Origin of the sequence: Arthrobacter sp. MMS18-M83, assembly GCF_026683955.1 — a bacterium.
Lineage (GTDB): Bacteria > Actinomycetota > Actinomycetes > Actinomycetales > Micrococcaceae > Arthrobacter.
Window position 1 is genome coordinate 3,811,294 of record NZ_CP113343.1, and the last position, 15,447, is coordinate 3,826,740.

A 15,447-nucleotide genomic window follows, 5' to 3' on the forward strand; every position below is an offset into this window, starting at 1 on the left:
GAACACACAAAGACTCAGAGCAAGGAGCCCGAATTGACCACCAGCCCTGAACTGACCACGACCCCCGAGACGCCGATGCCTCTCCGGTGGGGCCGCGACGTCGTCGAATCAACCGTCAACGGCTACCCGGTCCGCGTTTACCGTGACCGGCCGCACTCCGTCGGCCAGCTGCTGCTGGACGCCCGCCGCTGGGGTGACCGGGAGTTCCTGGTCCAGGGCACGCGCCGGCTCAGCTACGCCGATCACGAACAGGCGGTTGCAGCCGTCGCCAACCGGCTTGCTGCCTACGGGATTGCGACCGGCGACCGGGTCCTCATTCTGGGCTTCAACAGCATCGAATGGTTCGTCAGCTTCTGGGCCATCGAAAGCCTTGGAGCCGTGGCCGTGCTGGGAAACCCATGGTGGGGGGCCCACGAGCTGGAGGTCATCCTCGGCCGGATCCAACCGAAACTGGCAATTAGCGACGTCGAAATGAGCCAGGTCTCGCGCGTTTCCATCGCCGAGATCCGGCAAATCGTGGACGCCAAGGAGCCCGCCACCCTGCGCCTGGCAGAAGTCGATGAGGACGACCCGGCCCTGGTGATGTTCAGCTCCGGTACTACGGGCATTCCCAAGGGAATCCTCGTGTCGCAGCGCTCCGTGGTCGGCAACCTGCAGAATCTGCTCAGCATGACAAGGCGGCTGCCGAGCGAGCTCGAAGACTCCCACCCTGGCACTGCCAGCCTGCAGACCGTGCCGCTGTTCCACTTGGCTGGGGTGCAGGTCAGCTGCGGGACTATCCTGCAGGGTGGCAAGCTCGTCATGCTGGACGGCAAATTTGATCCGGCCGAAGTGCTGCGCCTCATCGAGGTGGAGCAGGTTAAGTCTTGGGGCGCGATCCCCACCATGGTGTCCCGTGTCCTGGACCATCCGGACCTGCAGACGAGGGACGTTTCCTCGCTTGGCTCCATCCCGTTGGGCGGCGCCGCCGTCCCCGATGAACTGCGTGCCCGGATTGCGGCGACCTTCCCGAAGGTCAACAAACGCGTGGGCAGCCTGTACGGCCTCACTGAAACAGGTGGACTCCTTGCGGCTGCGGCCGGCAGCGAAATCAACGGTCACCCCGGCCGCGTTGGCAAGCCGCTACCCGTGGTCGATATCAAGATCGTGGGCGCAGGTGAGGATGGCGTCGGCGAAATCTACGGCCGGACTCCTAATGTTCCCCTTGAAATCGTGGGGGAGGGTCCGGTAGCGGACGGCGAAGGATGGGTGGCAACCGGTGACCTTGGCCGGATCGACGACGAGGGTTACCTCTATGTCACGGGCCGGGCCAAGGAGATCATCATCCGCGGTGGAGAGAACATCGCAGCCGCGCATATCGAGAACACGCTCCAGCGCCACCCTGACCTGTCGGATGCCGGCGTGCTTGCCCTGCCGGATGCGGACCTGGGCGAAATCGTGGGCGCCATCGTGGTTCTGGCACCCGGGGCGGACTTCGACCGGGACAGCATCCTGGCCTTGTGCCGCGAGTACTTGGGCAAGTTCGAGATACCCGAGCGCTGGTGGATCCGCCGCGACAAGCTGCCCATGACTGCCGTAGGAAAAATGGACAAGAAGCTCCTCAAGGCGCAGTGGATCGAGCGCGGAATCGTCGATCTTGACGACTCCGGCCCCGCCGACGCGTAAGGACCATCGAGAGGAAAGGGACGGCATGGGCGGCGTTCTTGAAGGACTGACAGTGGTGGAGTTCGCAGGACTGGGGCCTGCGCCCTTCTGCTGCATGTTGTTGGCCGACATGGGAGCGGAGGTAATCCGCGTCGAACGGCCCCAAAGGCCGGAACGTTTGGCGCAGGCCCGCGCGCGTGACACCTTCGGCCGAGGCCGGCAGTCTGTCGTCGCGGACCTGAAGGACGACGCCGGCAAGCGCCTGGCGCGGGAACTGGCAGTCCGCGCCGATGTGCTCGTGGAAAGCTTTCGTCCCGGTGTGATGGAGCGGCTCGGGCTTGGGCCCGAGGACTTGATGCCGCACAACCCGGCCCTGGTCTATGCGCGGATGACGGGGTGGGGCCAAGATGGGCCCCTGGCCGCCACGGCAGGGCACGACATCAACTACATCGCCATGGCCGGGGCCCTGGAACCGATGGGCCGGGCGGGCCAGGCGCCGGTAGTGCCGCTCTCCCTCGTTGGTGACTTCGGCGGCGGCGGAATGTTCCTGGCCCTGGGTATCGTTTCCGCGCTCTACGAGCGCTCACGCTCAGGCAAGGGCCAAATTGTGGATGCGTCCTGCGTGGACGGCGCTTCAATGCTCATGTCCGTTGTGCACCACATGCGCTCCCTGGGACAGTGGCGGGACGAACGGGGCACCAACTTGTTCGACACCGGCGCTCCGTACTACGACGTCTACGAAACTGCGGACGGACTGTATGTCTCGTTCGGCGCCGTGGAGCCAAAATTCTATGAAGCGATGGTGGAGACGCTCGGGCTTGACCCTGCCGGCATGCACCCCCAGAACGACCGCGCTGCGTGGCCGCGGCGCCGTAGCATAATCGCCGAACGCATCCGGACGCGTACCCGTACCGAATGGGGGCAAACGTTCGATGGCGTCGAAGCCTGTTTCGCTCCCGTGCTCAGTCCGGCGGAGGTGCCCTCCGCTGAGGCCCATCGGGCGCGGAAAGCGTTCGTCAACGTCGACGGCTTCCCGGAACCGGCTCCGAGTCCGCGGTTCAGCCGGACGCCGTCGTCGACAAAACCGCGCCCCGAGCCTGGCGGTCACACCGCCCAAATCCTCGAACGGTTCGGCCTGGCCGAGACCGCCGCAAGCAACTGACATCCCCAGGAGGAACGAACATGGTGGAAACTGCCTATATGGGCGAGAAAGCAGATCAGCACGGTATCGGCGGTCCGGAAAGCATTGAGCAATTCGTTGCCCGGGCCACGGCATTCCTCGAAGCCAATGTCCAGGTGAAACCGGCCCGCACCGCGTTCGAATGGGGCTTCGGCGAGGACACAGGGGTCAAGCTTTGGGAGGAGCCGGACTCCGAGGAGGAGCGCGCCCGCCTGGCCGAGGCCAAGGAATGGCGACGCAAACGGTTCGAAGCCGGCTTCGGCTGGCTTGACGGTCCCGCGGAGCACGGTGGCCGTGAGCTTCCCTCCGCGTACTCTCGGGCCTACCGCCGCCTTGAATCCCAATTCGAGACGCCCAGCGAGACGTACTTCAAACTTGACCATGTCCTCGGCCCGGTGCTGCTGAGCCGGGGAACCGAAGAAGTGCGCCGGAGCATCCCGCGCGCCCTGCAACGCGGAGACCTTGTGGCCTGCGAATTGTTCAGCGAACCGGATGCAGGATCGGACATGTTCTCCGCGCGTACCCGCGCCACCCGGACCGAGGGCGGCTGGCGCCTTAACGGGCAAAAAGTCTGGACCTCGGATGCGCACCTGGCAGACATCGGCGTGATCTTCTGCCGGACGTCCAACGAACCCGGAAAGCGGGCCTTCTCTGCTTTTGTTCTCGACATGCACCAGCCCGGCGTCAAGGTGGTTCCGCTGCGGCAAATGACCGGGGGCGCCGCCTTCAACGAGGTATACCTCGATGACGCGTTCGTGCCGGATGCTCACCTGCTGGGTGAAATCGGCCAAGGCTGGGACGTCACCGGGGAGATCCTTGCACGGGAGCGGGCCGGCATCGGCGCCGGCCTGAGCCGCTCCGGCTCGGGACTCGCCAACGGCACCCGGCTGACCGCCCTGGTGAAGGCCATGGGGCAGGAAAACGACCCGCTGGTCCGCCAGGCCCTGGTCAAGACCATCACGGGTTTCTGGGCCACCAAACAGTTGACCCAGAACGGGACGGACCGTGCCGGGGCCACCGGCTACCGCACGGATCCGACGCCCCTGGTCAGCAAGCTCGCGCTGAGCTTCAATCTGCGGCGTGCTTCCCTGCTGGCCGGGCAGGTCCTGGGTCCGCGGCTCACTGCCGACAGCGGCGAGTGGGGTACCTTCTCATGGAACTCCCTGGTCCTCGGCGAGCCGGGGGTCCACATCTTCGCCGGCACGGATGAGATTGTCCGGAACTCCCTTGCGGAGAAGGTACTTGGACTTCCGCGCGACTAGCGGCGCAATCAGAGGGGAAGCCCATGAAAACCACCACCATCCAGGTTGACGGCCTCGCCGTCTCCAGCATTTCGGATCCTATGGTTTCGCAGCCATTGAGCGGCGCCACACGCATTGTGCTTGTCCATGGCGCCATGGACACGGGCGGTAGTTTTTCCCGGCTGATAGATCATCTGGCAGGGTTCGACGTGGTCTCTTATGACCGCCGAGGCTATGGCGCCTCGCCCCTGACGAGCAGGCAGCCCGCCCGCCTGGCGGAGCATGTGGAAGACCTGCTGGCCATCCTTGACGGCCACTGCTCCATGGTGCTGGCCCACAGCTTGGGCGGGGTGATTGCGCTCGCTGCTGTGGAGCGCGCACCGCAGTTGTTCAAAGGCGTTGTGGCGTACGAATCGCCCATGCCGTGGGAGTCGTGGTGGCCGCCGGTTCCCTTGCCGAACGACGGCCGGGACCCACAGCAGGTCCTCGCGGCTGCGGAGCGCTTCCTGCGCCGCCATGTGGGCGACGCCCGCTGGGAAGCGCTCGACGACGGCCGTCGTCAGGATCTTCTGGCACAGGGCCCTGCATGGGCTGCTGAGTTGAGGGACGCGCGCGACGGCGGGCCCGTCTACCTGCCGGAGTCCCTGGAGGTTCCTGTCTTGGCTGTGTACGGGACGGCCACCGACGACCGGCACAGGCAGGCAGCCCTTGAGCTTGCACGACGGGCGCCCAACGCGCGACTCGCAACCATCGAGGGCGCCAACCATGTCGGTCACCGCCGCGAGCCGGCCAAGCTTGCCGAACTGCTGCGCGGCCACATCGCGGCCACGGCCGTGAACTGAACCTATGCCCTTACGAGCCACAGGAGAGACATCATGCAATTGCAAGGAAAGCGGATCATCGTCACCGGAGGCGCCCAGGGAATGGGCGCCGCCACCGTGAGGGCTTTCGCCCGCGAGGGTGCCGCCGTCGTCGCCATGGATCTCAAGGAGGAGCAAGGCATGGCGACCGCGGAGGAAATCGCCCGGGAGACCGGGGCGGATGTCTCTTTCGCCGCCGTCGACGTAGCCTGCCGTGAGCAGGTGTTCGACGCCGTATCCGCCGCCACGCAGCGCCTCGGCGGACTGGATGTGCTGGTCAATGTGGCAGGGGTGCAGAGAGCCAAACCGGCAGAGGAGCTAACGGACGCCGACTTCGACTTTCTCCTGAACATCAACCTGCGCGGGACGTTCTATACCAGCCAGGCAGCGTTCCTAGCCATGAAACCCTCAAAAGCCGGGCACATCATCAACTTCGGCTCTGACGCCGGTATGTCGGCCATCCGCGGCCTGGGCGGCTACTCGGCCACCAAGGGCGGAGTCCATGCCTGGACGCGAACCATCGCGCTTGAATTCGGACCGCACGGCGTCCGGGCCAACATCGTCGTCCCGGCCATGAAAACCCCGATGACGGAGTCCGGGCAGTCTGAAGGTCGCGGCAACGTGTACGCCAAGACGCCGCTGGGCGGAGAGCTCGGCGACCCGGACCGCGATCTGGCGCCCGTCATGGTATTTCTCGCGGGGGATGGCTCCCGCTTCATCACCGGCCAGACTATCTCGGTCAATGGCGGGCTAGGCATGGTGCGCTAGCCGGAAAGGATGTCCAATGCTCTACTCAACCATCACCGCTGAACAGAAGCGCGTACGCTTCCGCGAACTCCTCGCGAATGGCTCCATCCATCAGTTTCCTGGGGCCTTTAATCCTTTATCCGCCCGCCTCATCGAGGAGAAGGGATTCGCGGGGGTCTACATTTCAGGAGCTGTGCTGGCCAACGATCTCGGGTTACCGGACATCGGACTCACCACACTCACCGAGGTGGTGGGCCGTGCCGGCCAGATCGCGCGAATGACGGGCGTGCCGGCCATCGTGGACGCCGACACGGGCTTCGGCGAACCCATGAACGCGGCGCGCTCTGTCCAGGAACTCGAAAATGCGGGGCTTTCAGGCTGCCACATCGAGGACCAGATCAACCCTAAGCGCTGCGGGCACCTTGACGGGAAAGGCGTCGTTGAACTCGATGTGGCGACGCGGCGCATCCGCGCTGCCGCCGATGCGCGCCGGGATCCGAACTTCCTCATCATGGCCCGCACGGACATTCGCGCCTCAGACGGACTGGAAGCCGCGCAGGACCGCGCCAAGGCGCTCGTTGATGCCGGGGCGGACGCGATCTTCCCCGAAGCAATGCGGGACTTGGAAGAATTCGCCTCGATTCGCCAGGCAGTCGACGTGCCGATCCTGGCCAACATGACCGAGTTCGGCAAGTCGCGCCTGTTCACTGTCAACGAACTGCGGGACGTGGGCGTAAACATGGTGATTTATCCAGTCACTCTCCTGCGCATGGCCATGGGTGCCGCAGAGCGAGCCCTGGACACGCTTCGGGACCACGGGACGCAGGAGTCCGAAGTGCCGAATATGCTGACGCGTACGCGGCTGTACGATCTGGTCGATTACGAGGGCTACAACCACTTTGATAGCGGAGTATTCAACTTCGCCGTTCCGGAAGTTTTCCGCCAGCAGGCTTGACCTGAAACACCTTCCGCCCGGATAACACGGCCGGGAAAAGCGTCGGCGGGGCACCGGGCAATCACCCGGATTGCACTTATCGCAACAATCCGTTGCCCCGCCGCGACCATTGGCATAACAAAAGACCCGCACTCCGAAATTCAAACTCTGAATTTCGGAGTGCGGGTCTCTGTCTCTCTTGTCGTCCCGTGGCGCTAGGGCACCGGGACGTCGTCCAGCGTGTTTCCGTCATCGAACTGGAGACCGCTCTTATCCACAGTTGAGACGACCGCCATCTCACGGGCGTTTGGAATGCCGAAGATTGCCACCAGGATCCCGATCAATGCCACGGCAGCAACGTAGTAGGCGACCGACATCGAGGAGAGCGAGGACGTCAGCCACGTTGCCAGATAGGGCGCGCTGCCGCCGAAAATCGCAAATCCGAGCTGATAGGGAACGCCGCTGGCGCTCGCCCTTATGTCCACAGGGAACAGTTCCACAACCGCGAATCCGGCAACAAGGTTCATGGGATACATGATGATGATCCACACCGTCAGGGCAATACCGGCACCAATTGGACCTTGTCCGACGAGCCAAAAAGCGGGCAGCGTCCAAAGAAGCATCGCCACGGCGTTTGCGGTAGCGAAGACTTTGCGCGGAAGATGGTCCGCCCAACGGCAAATGGCCAAGACAGCCGGAATACCGATCAGGAAGCTGACGGCCAGGATACCCAGGGCCGCCGACATGTCGTAGCCTTCGAACTTGACCAGCAACGTCACCATAAAGCCGATGAGAATGTAGCCGGCGAGGGATACCAGGGCTATCCAGCCGAAGAGGATCAGCATCTCCTTCGGCACGGTTCGCAGAGCCTGGACAAGTGGACTGTGCCGTCGTGGCTCGTTGGCGATAGTGGCATGGGCGTCCTTGAAAACGTCCGAATCCTGCAACTTGATCCGAAGGTAGAGCCCGAGCAGGCCAAGGGGCACAGCCACAATGAACGGAACACGCCAGCCCCAGGCCTCCATTTGGGCGTCGGAAGTGACGGATTCCATCAGCAGGGACAAGAGAATCCCGGCGACCACGCCCAACATCACCGATACTACGAGCCACGAACCGTTGCGGCCGCGCTGCTTCACTGGCGAGTGCTCGATCACCAGCACGTATGAATTGCTTTGCTCGCCTCCGGCGGAAAACGCCTGTGTCAGGCGGCACAGCAACAGTAATGCGGGCGCGAAAACGCCAATCTGGGCGTAGCCGGGCAGCATCCCAATGAGGGCTGTCGAGAGGCTCATCAGGACGACGGAAATCATGAGGGCGCGGCGACGGCCGACCCTGTCGGCGATGTGTCCGAAGACGATGGCGCCAACCGGCCTCATCACGAATGCCCCACCATAGACGGCAAACGTGGCCAGGAGCGCCGCGACGGGGCTGATCGTGGGGAAGAAAAGTTTGGAGATCATCACGGCGAAGAAGCCGTACAGGCTGAAATCGAAGAACTCGATCAGGTTTCCGATGGCGCCGGCACGGGTGGCCTGGCGAATTTTGAGGCGGGATTCATGATCCGCCGTTGCAGTGATGGACATCTTTGTCCTTTCGATGCGGGGGAGGCCCGGTGGGCAGCCCGAACGACAAAACGCTTATCGGTCTAACCATTCGACTATGGTGTAGATCACCTTGTCAATGAGTTTTCGATTATTTCTAAAATGGTTTGACCTTATGTAATTTTTGCTGTTTCCTAAGGGAAACCTCACTCCAACGGAGTCCGTGAAAGGACAGCTATGACTGAGATGACAAACGGCGTAGGCGGGGGAGCGGAGCTGACCCGCCACATGGCCCGGTTTGTAACCAGCACGCGCTACGCCGACCTGCCCGCAGCGGTGGTGGAGGAGTCCAGACGCCTTTTGCTGGACACCGTGGGCTGCGCTCTGGGCGCAATCAACACGCAGAGCGGCCAAATCGCCCGCCAATACGTCGAAGATCTTGGCGGTAACCCGAAAGCAACGGGGCTCGGACTTGGCGCCAAGACGTCGGCGACCAGCGCGGCTTACCTTAATGCCCGGCTCGCCAATGTGCTGGACGCTGATGATACTTTTCCCACCTCGGCCCATTTCGGCAACGCAACAGTCTTTGCGGCCCTCGCTATGGCCGAACACTTCGGGCGAAGCGACCGCGATCTGATGACTTCGATAGCAGTGGGGTTCGACGTCGGCGCCAGGGTCGGGAGCTGGATGGGGGCTCCGTTTCAAGTCCGCGATGGCGAGGTTGTCGGATGGAACGAACTCGGCGGGCCTTCCTCGTCCGTTGTATGGGCGGCCGTCGGGGCAGCGGCCAATATTGCGAAACTGGATCCGATGCAGGCCAACCACGCGTTCGGGATGGCCGCGGCGAATTCCCCCCAGCCCACCATCCGCAAATGGGCGGAAGCGAAGATCCAGCCGATGTACAAGTACGCTGACGCGGGTTGGTGCGCCGACGCCGGGGTTTCAGCGGCCTTGCTTGCTCGGCTGGGTAGTACCGGTTTCCTTGACATTCTCGATGGCGACAATGCGTTCTGGCGTACCTATGGTTCCCCCGGCCATGACGACGGCGTCCTCCTTGCCGGCCTTGGCGAGGAATGGCAGATCCTAAACACCACATACAAGGAGTGGCCCTGCTGCCGCTGGATCCACCACCCGCTGACGGCCTTCGCCCGACTTATCGGTGAGCATGGGCTGCAGGCGGAGGAAATTGAGCGCGTTGTTGTGCATGCCAATCCCCTTGCACTAACCGGAATTTTCAGGGAACAACAGCCGGCCGATCCCTTGACCGCTGAATTCAGCCACCCCCATGCCATGGCGGCGCTTGCCCATGGGATACCCGCCGGCCCTCGCTGGTATGAAGATGAGGCCATGACGGCCCCTCACATGGTGGATTTTCGCGGTCGCGTCAGGGTTCTGCCCGAGCCGAGTTCGTCAAACATTGCCGAGTGGATGGGCGGCGGGCAGTGGCGAGGCATCCCTGGCGGGGTGGAGGTCCACGCCAGGGGCACAGTATTCGAGGCGACGGCCGACTATGCGCTTGGTGATCCGTGGTCCGAAGACACCCGGTTGTCCAACGGTGGCCTGGTCGAAAAGTTCGTCCGCATGTGCAGGGCGGACAGTGACTCCCACCTGCGTGAGCAGGCCGAATCATGTGCCGCGGCGATCCTTAACGCTGACAGTGACACCGGGCTCTCCCCCTGGGTGCGGAATATCGGGGCGCTCGCGCTCGAGCTACGGCAATCGGCTGACGCGCTGCCGCTTTAGCGGGCAGCCGGACAGAGGAATGCGGCTGGAGAAATGATCGAGTGAGGAAGGAGGCCAGTGGGAGTATCAAACATCATGGTGACAGGCCACGCACAAAAGGCCGCCTGGCAGGACAAAGTGCTGCCAGGCGTGGAGCAAGTACGCAAAGGGGTCTGGTCAATTCCGGTGCCGTTCCCCGGCCATCCGATTCGCTACACGCTCAGCTACCTGCTGGCGGGCCGGGACGGCTACGTGCTTATAGACACCGGCTGGAACGGCGAAGTGGGCTGGCGGCATCTTGTGGAGGGAATCGCCGCGGCGGGGGCTGCATTGGCGGACCTTGCGGGCATAGTCGTAACGCACCACCACGCCGACCACCTCGGCCTTGCGTCCCGCCTGCGGGAAGCCTCGGGCACATGGGTGGGTATGGGAGAACTGGAGAATGTCCGGGCCCTGGACTCCGATGAGATCGCGGCGCAGGCCCAAGCCGACCGCCACCGCTTGGTATCCTGGGGCGTGCCTCCGGACAAAGCGGATCAAATCGCCGTGGATGCCCTGCAGATCCCGTCCAATACCCGCGGACTGCAGCCTGACCTCCGGCTCGCGGACGGGGAGCTGATTCCAGTGGACGGGCTTCGACTGCGCGTGGTGTCCACGCCTGGCCACACGCCCGGGCACGTCTGCCTGGTGGACGAGGAGCATGACCTTGTCTTCAGCGGCGACCACGTCCTGCCTCGCATTTCGCCGAATGTCTCCCTCCAGCTGCATGGGCCGGCCAACCCCCTCGCGGACTATCATTCTTCGCTGGCCAGGCTGGCACACGACGACCAGATGGAAGTCTGCCCCGCCCACGAGTACCGGTTTGTCGGCATGCGCAGGCGCGTGGACGAGCTGATGGAACTAAGCCGCCGCAGGTCGGAGGAGGTCCTTGAAGTTCTCGGTTCCGGCAACGTCCGCACCGTCTGGGAGCTCTCACGCCAGCTGCATTGGTCCAGGGGCTGGGAGTCGCTCCAGGGCCCTTCCTTACGGCTGGCTTTGGGCGAGACCGCCAGTCACGTGGTCTATCTACAATCCGCGGGCCACGACATTGACGTCCCGGTCAGGCCCGCGCTTCAGGCACTCGCCTCCGAGTCCTAGGAACCGGCGAAGATAGGAACCGACAAAGAGAAAGAGTACGACGACGGAAGTCGCCCCTTGGAACCGAGGGGCGACTTCCGTCGTCATGTTCTGGTTTTCTGACCGGAAACTCCTATAACCCTAAGTGCCGCGCCGCGACTTCCCGCTGATGATCCGGGGTCCCGAAGAGCAGTTCGTTGCTCTTGGCGCGGCGGAAATAGAGGTGCGCGGGGTGCTCCCACGTGAATCCGATACCGCCGTGCACCTGGATGGCTTCGTAGGCGGCCTTGACGAAGGTGTCCGCCGTTAGTGCATGGGCCATCGCGGCTTCCTGCGGAAGAGCGGGGTCGTGCTCGGAAGCCGCCCGCGCAACGCGGTGGGCGGCCGCCCGGGCCAGCTCGACATCGAGCAGTACGTCGGCCAGCTTCTGCTTGATCGCCTGGTAGCTGCCGATGACCTTGCCGAATTGCTCGCGGGTGCGGGCGTATTCGGCGGAAAGTTCCAAGAGCTTAAGGGCTCCGCCGACATTCTCGGAGGCCAGCGCAACCGACGCCGCGAGGAGCATCTGCTCAAGGGCTTCCCAGCCGGCTCCTTCGCTCCCGATCAATTCCGCTGGGGCGTTGTCCAGGACGACGATCGCCTGCTTGCGGGTCAGGTCGAGTGTTTCGACAGCGGTGGCGCGGACTCCGGCGGCGCGAGGATCGACGCGGAAAACCGAGATGCCCTTTGACGTGCGCGCCAGTACCAGGAGGAGGTCTGCGGTGTGCCCATCGATCACGTTGGTCTTGGTACCGCTGAGCGCCCAACCATCCGCGCCCCGCTCGGCGCTCGCTTGAATTCCGTCCTCATCCCAGTTCTGGGAAAGCTCCAAAAAGGCGACGGCCGCTCGGCTTTCTCCGGCCGCGATTGCCGCTAGGATCTCCTCCTTGGCGGGGGCGTCATCGACGGCTATCAGTAGGTTTGCCGCGAGCACCACCGTGGAGAGGAACGGAGTGGGGCCCAGGGACCTGCCCAGCTCTTCCATGACGATTCCCTGCTCGGCCAACGAGAAGCCGGCGCCGCCGAACTCTTCCGGGATGGCCAGGGACTGCAGCCCCAACTGTTGAGCCATCTGCTGCCAGGCAGCGGCGTCGAAGCCCTCATCGGTCTCCATGACCCGCCGCACTACGGCTTCAGGAAACTTCTCCTCGCAGAATCTCCTGACAGTCTGACGCAGCTCCGTTTGTTCTTCGCTGAATACGGGAACCATGCCGCTCCTCTTCCGTTTGGGCCAAAGGCCAATCGTAAATGTCTATTGGTCTGACCGTAATCTATGCCAGTCCGCCGGACTCGGTCAAGGCTTTCCTTGACTGCGCTCCGACATAATTGTACTTTGGTCAAACCATTTGAAACTGGAGGCGTTATGACCGAGACACTACGTGCGGAGGCACCGGCTCTGCCGGACATCCCGGCACTTCCCGAAACCCCCGAAGAGAGCGCGCTCGCCGAGTTCGCCGCGGAAACCTGCCGCCGCCTTTCAGCTGGCATCCTCGGAAACACCGGGGAGGGACTCAAGGCCCTCATTTCAGCGGAGGTAGACAGGTTGCAATCTGTCCTGCGGGATCCGTCCCTGCTGGAGGGCATGCAGGCGCAGACGCCGCCACGATTCGACCGCAAGGGCCGCCTGCAGGTCACGACGAACCCGGTGGTGAGCCACCGGAACCCCTTGGCACCGCCACTGGTGCACCATCACGACGGCGACGAGAGCGAATTCCGGGTCACCCTGCCGCTCCAGTACCAAGGGCCACGGAACAACCTGCATGGCGGCTATTGCGCGGTGCTCCTTGACGATGTCCTCTGGCATGCTGTGCGCTATGCAGCTCCGGGCATTAGCTTCACGCGCGAACTGACCATTACCTACGAGCGTCCGGTGCCCCTGTTCGAGGAACTGCGCATCGTCGGCCGTGTTAGCCGTATTGAGGGGCGCAAGACCTTCGCGGACGGGGAAATCATTGCCGGCGACGTCGTCTGCGCACGCGCCACGGGTCTCTGGATCTCGCCCAAACCGACTGTGTAGGCCGCGGATTTTCGCTGAGTGAAAGCGGTGGATGTGGCCCGGCTCATAAGTGCCAGCATTGCAGCAAGCCCGAAGCGTTAGCGGAAACAAATGCAGGCAGTAGACGCAGTCACAAGGAAGTGAAGAGATGTCTGAAGAATCAATCGTCATCATCGGGGCCGGACACGCCGGCGTACAGGCCGCAGTCCGGCTAACCGAACTCGGCTGGCCGGGACGCATCGTCCTCGTTGAGGAGCAGGATGGCCCCACGTACGAGCGGCCCCCGCTGTCGAAGGAGTACCTCAAGGCTGGAGCCTCGGATGAGATCCCGGCCCTGCGCAAGGAGCACTACTTCGATGAAAAGCGGATCGAGCGCATCAAGGGATCCGGGGTGGTAGGCCTGGACCGTGAGGCCCGTAACGTCACACTCTCCGATGGAGGGCAAGTCCAGTACTCAAAGCTGATCATCGCAACCGGCTCACAGGCCCGGCCGCTGACGGTTCCGGGCTCGGACCTCCCCGGCATCCACCTGCTGAAGACCCGGGCCGACGCCGAGGCACTACGGACGGCTATGCAGCCCGGAAGCGAGGTTGTCATCATCGGCGCCGGATACATCGGCTTGGAAGTGGCTGCCGCCGCGGCAGCCCTGGGCTGCGCGACGACGGTCTTGGAGTTCCAGGACCGCGTCATGAGCCGGGTGACGTCCGACGTCGTCTCCCGCCATTTCGAGGAACTGCACCAGGAGCACGATACCCGGTTTGTCTTCGGCACCGCCGTGACCGAAGTTCGGGGCGATGGCCGGGTGCAGGAAGTCGTCACGGCCGACGGCGCCACCTATGCCGCCGACGTCGTGGTCGCCGGCATCGGCGTCGTGCCCCGGCAGGAACTTGCCGAGGCCGCGGGAATCACCGTCAAAGACGGCATCGTCGTGGATCTCGACAGCCGTACCTCCGACCCCTCCGTCTACGCCGTCGGTGATGTAACCCGCCTCATCGACGAGGAAAACGGCATCAACCGGCGGCTGGAGAGCATTCAGAGCGCCCTCGCCCAAGCCATCAACGCCGCCAACCACATCATGGGCCAGGCCCCGGCGCGACATGAGGTGCCCTGGTTCTGGACGGTCCAGCACGGCGTCCGGCTCCAGACCGCAGGCTTGCGTTCCCCGGACGACGACGTGGTCGTCCGGGGAACGCCGGAATCCGGCCACTTCTCCGTTCTCTACCTCCGCGGCGGGAGGTTGGCCGCGATCGACACCATCGCCGCGTTAGGTGACTTTACTGCAGGCAAGAAACTGGTGGCTTCGGGGGCGCACATTGACACCGACCTCGCAGCCGACCCCGCCAACAAACTCACTACAGCTGTACGCGAGCTCGTCGACGAGACCCGCTGAGAACAGGAAAGGAACAACAGCCATGAGCAAGACCTTGATCAACGTCATCGACCGCGAGGGCGCAGTCCGCGAGGTGGAGTGGGAACCGGAGCAATCCCTGATGGAGACGCTCCGGGACAACGACTTCCCCATCCTGGCGTCCTGCGGTGGCACCGTCTCGTGTGCCACCTGCCATGTGTTCCTCGAGAAGCCGGTGGTTGAATCACTCTCACCCCGCACCGAGGACGAGCTCGAGCTGCTCGAGGACGCCGAGGCCTACAACCCCGAGGCGTCGCGACTTTCCTGCCAGATCAAACAGTGCAGCAGCTTGGCGGGCATCAACGTGACCCTCGCCCCGGAAGAGGACTGAGCCGCAAGCAGAATTGATCGACCGGGGGTGCCGCCACGGCGGCACCCCCGGGTCGCCACCTGACTTACGGCGCCGGCTGCCCGAAAAGTGGTTCGGACACCGAACCATCAGGATCACGCACGAAAGGAAACACATGGGTGAGGAAACCAGACATCAGGCGACGGAGGACCTCGCCGGCTTGCTGCGGGTTCCAGTCACCATCCTGGGCGATACGCTCCGGCGGGCCAGCAGTGGCAGGGCGTTACCTCCGTCGCAAGGCCAGGCCCTCAGCCAGCTTTCGGCGGAGGAATCGCTGACAGTTTCGCAGCTGGCGCAAGCCCAGGAAGTCGCAGTGTCATCGATGACCGAGACCGTCCAACGGCTCGAAGCCAAGGGACTCATCACCAAAACCGGCGCCGAGCAGGACAGGCGCCAGGTGCGCGTCGCCATCACCGCGGAAGGCCGCTACCGGCTGAAGGAAACGGTCCACGCCCGCGACGAACTGTTGCGCGGACGGCTGGAAAGACTGGCCAGTGAGGACCTCGAGCGTCTCGCCGCCGCGGCGCCGGTCCTGTGGCGCCTGGCCCGGCTTGATTCCGGAATCTGGCCCCGCATCCCGTCACGACCCCGCCGTCCGCGTTCCCGTGAAAGCCAGTCACACGAAAACCCGCCACGCGGTACCTACTAGACCAACCACGCCGGCCCATGC

The 15,447-nt window shown here is 63.9% G+C and carries 14 protein-coding genes; 12 read left to right on the forward strand and 2 right to left on the reverse strand.

Annotated features, from left to right (window positions below; all coding sequences use genetic code 11):
• Positions 1-33: 33 nt before the first annotated feature.
• From OW521_RS18055 to prpB, 6 genes are read left to right on the forward strand one after another with little or no spacing between them, the layout of a single operon-like run.
• On the forward strand, positions 34-1,665 hold the full coding sequence (locus OW521_RS18055; RefSeq protein WP_268020956.1) for a class I adenylate-forming enzyme family protein: 1,632 nt from the start codon (positions 34-36) through the stop codon (positions 1,663-1,665).
• Between the two features lie 25 nt (positions 1,666-1,690).
• Positions 1,691-2,806, forward strand: a complete 1,116-nt coding sequence (locus tag OW521_RS18060; protein ID WP_268020957.1) for a CaiB/BaiF CoA transferase family protein — start codon at positions 1,691-1,693, stop codon at positions 2,804-2,806.
• Positions 2,807-2,826: 20 nt separating this feature from the next.
• Entirely contained in the window at positions 2,827-4,086 is a 1,260-nt protein-coding gene (locus tag OW521_RS18065) for an acyl-CoA dehydrogenase family protein (RefSeq protein ID WP_268020958.1), read from the forward strand.
• Between the two features lie 23 nt (positions 4,087-4,109).
• Positions 4,110-4,907 (forward strand): alpha/beta fold hydrolase, encoded by a 798-nt coding sequence (locus tag OW521_RS18070; RefSeq protein ID WP_268020959.1) that lies wholly within the window; start codon positions 4,110-4,112, stop codon positions 4,905-4,907.
• Positions 4,908-4,940: 33 nt separating this feature from the next.
• Positions 4,941-5,693, forward strand: coding sequence for an SDR family NAD(P)-dependent oxidoreductase (locus OW521_RS18075; protein WP_268020960.1), 753 nt, complete (start codon positions 4,941-4,943; stop codon positions 5,691-5,693).
• A gap of 16 nt (positions 5,694-5,709) precedes the next feature.
• The gene (gene prpB / locus OW521_RS18080; RefSeq protein WP_268020961.1) at positions 5,710-6,627 is read left to right on the forward strand and encodes a methylisocitrate lyase; all 918 of its coding nucleotides are present in this window, start codon (positions 5,710-5,712) and stop codon (positions 6,625-6,627) included.
• A gap of 194 nt (positions 6,628-6,821) precedes the next feature.
• Here prpB and OW521_RS18085 read toward each other — a convergent pair whose 3' ends face one another.
• A complete protein-coding gene (locus tag OW521_RS18085; protein ID WP_268020962.1) occupies positions 6,822-8,189 on the reverse strand; it encodes an MFS transporter in 1,368 nt (455 codons plus the stop codon).
• A 195-nt stretch (positions 8,190-8,384) separates the two neighbouring features.
• Here OW521_RS18085 and OW521_RS18090 point away from each other — a divergent pair, with 195 nt between their 5' ends.
• Both OW521_RS18090 and OW521_RS18095 read left to right on the forward strand, forming a co-directional pair.
• Positions 8,385-9,890, forward strand: coding sequence for an MmgE/PrpD family protein (locus OW521_RS18090; RefSeq protein WP_268020963.1), 1,506 nt, complete (start codon positions 8,385-8,387; stop codon positions 9,888-9,890).
• Between the two features lie 57 nt (positions 9,891-9,947).
• Positions 9,948-11,006 carry an MBL fold metallo-hydrolase gene (locus OW521_RS18095; RefSeq protein ID WP_268020964.1) on the forward strand — a complete coding sequence of 353 codons (1,059 nt, stop codon included), beginning with the start codon at positions 9,948-9,950 and terminating at the stop codon, positions 11,004-11,006.
• 112 nt (positions 11,007-11,118) lie between these two features.
• On the opposite strand, the gene OW521_RS18100 is transcribed toward OW521_RS18095, so the two are convergent.
• The gene (locus OW521_RS18100; protein WP_268020965.1) at positions 11,119-12,234 is read right to left on the reverse strand and encodes an acyl-CoA dehydrogenase family protein; all 1,116 of its coding nucleotides are present in this window, start codon (positions 12,232-12,234) and stop codon (positions 11,119-11,121) included.
• A 153-nt stretch (positions 12,235-12,387) separates the two neighbouring features.
• Here OW521_RS18100 and OW521_RS18105 point away from each other — a divergent pair, with 153 nt between their 5' ends.
• From OW521_RS18105 to OW521_RS18120, 4 genes are all read left to right on the forward strand, one after another.
• On the forward strand, positions 12,388-13,041 hold the full coding sequence (locus OW521_RS18105) for a PaaI family thioesterase (RefSeq protein WP_268020966.1): 654 nt from the start codon (positions 12,388-12,390) through the stop codon (positions 13,039-13,041).
• Positions 13,042-13,168: 127 nt separating this feature from the next.
• On the forward strand, positions 13,169-14,410 hold the full coding sequence (locus OW521_RS18110) for an NAD(P)/FAD-dependent oxidoreductase (RefSeq protein ID WP_268020967.1): 1,242 nt from the start codon (positions 13,169-13,171) through the stop codon (positions 14,408-14,410).
• A 22-nt stretch (positions 14,411-14,432) separates the two neighbouring features.
• Positions 14,433-14,759, forward strand: a complete 327-nt coding sequence (locus tag OW521_RS18115; RefSeq protein ID WP_268020968.1) for a 2Fe-2S iron-sulfur cluster-binding protein — start codon at positions 14,433-14,435, stop codon at positions 14,757-14,759.
• 133 nt (positions 14,760-14,892) lie between these two features.
• Positions 14,893-15,426, forward strand: coding sequence for a MarR family winged helix-turn-helix transcriptional regulator (locus OW521_RS18120; RefSeq protein WP_268020969.1), 534 nt, complete (start codon positions 14,893-14,895; stop codon positions 15,424-15,426).
• Positions 15,427-15,447 lie beyond the last annotated feature (21 nt).

Coding starts and splice junctions, on each gene's coding strand:
- OW521_RS18060 (WP_268020957.1), top strand. CDS start 1,691: ATGGGCGGCGTTCTTGAAGGACTGACAGTGGTGGAGTTCGCAGGACTG.
- OW521_RS18065 (WP_268020958.1), top strand. CDS start 2,827: ATGGTGGAAACTGCCTATATGGGCGAGAAAGCAGATCAGCACGGTATC.
- OW521_RS18070 (WP_268020959.1), top strand. CDS start 4,110: ATGAAAACCACCACCATCCAGGTTGACGGCCTCGCCGTCTCCAGCATT.
- OW521_RS18075 (WP_268020960.1), top strand. CDS start 4,941: ATGCAATTGCAAGGAAAGCGGATCATCGTCACCGGAGGCGCCCAGGGA.
- prpB (WP_268020961.1), top strand. CDS start 5,710: ATGCTCTACTCAACCATCACCGCTGAACAGAAGCGCGTACGCTTCCGC.
- OW521_RS18085 (WP_268020962.1), bottom strand. CDS start 8,189: ATGTCCATCACTGCAACGGCGGATCATGAATCCCGCCTCAAAATTCGC.
- OW521_RS18090 (WP_268020963.1), top strand. CDS start 8,385: ATGACTGAGATGACAAACGGCGTAGGCGGGGGAGCGGAGCTGACCCGC.
- OW521_RS18100 (WP_268020965.1), bottom strand. CDS start 12,234: ATGGTTCCCGTATTCAGCGAAGAACAAACGGAGCTGCGTCAGACTGTC.
- OW521_RS18105 (WP_268020966.1), top strand. CDS start 12,388: ATGACCGAGACACTACGTGCGGAGGCACCGGCTCTGCCGGACATCCCG.
- OW521_RS18110 (WP_268020967.1), top strand. CDS start 13,169: ATGTCTGAAGAATCAATCGTCATCATCGGGGCCGGACACGCCGGCGTA.
- OW521_RS18115 (WP_268020968.1), top strand. CDS start 14,433: ATGAGCAAGACCTTGATCAACGTCATCGACCGCGAGGGCGCAGTCCGC.
- OW521_RS18120 (WP_268020969.1), top strand. CDS start 14,893: ATGGGTGAGGAAACCAGACATCAGGCGACGGAGGACCTCGCCGGCTTG.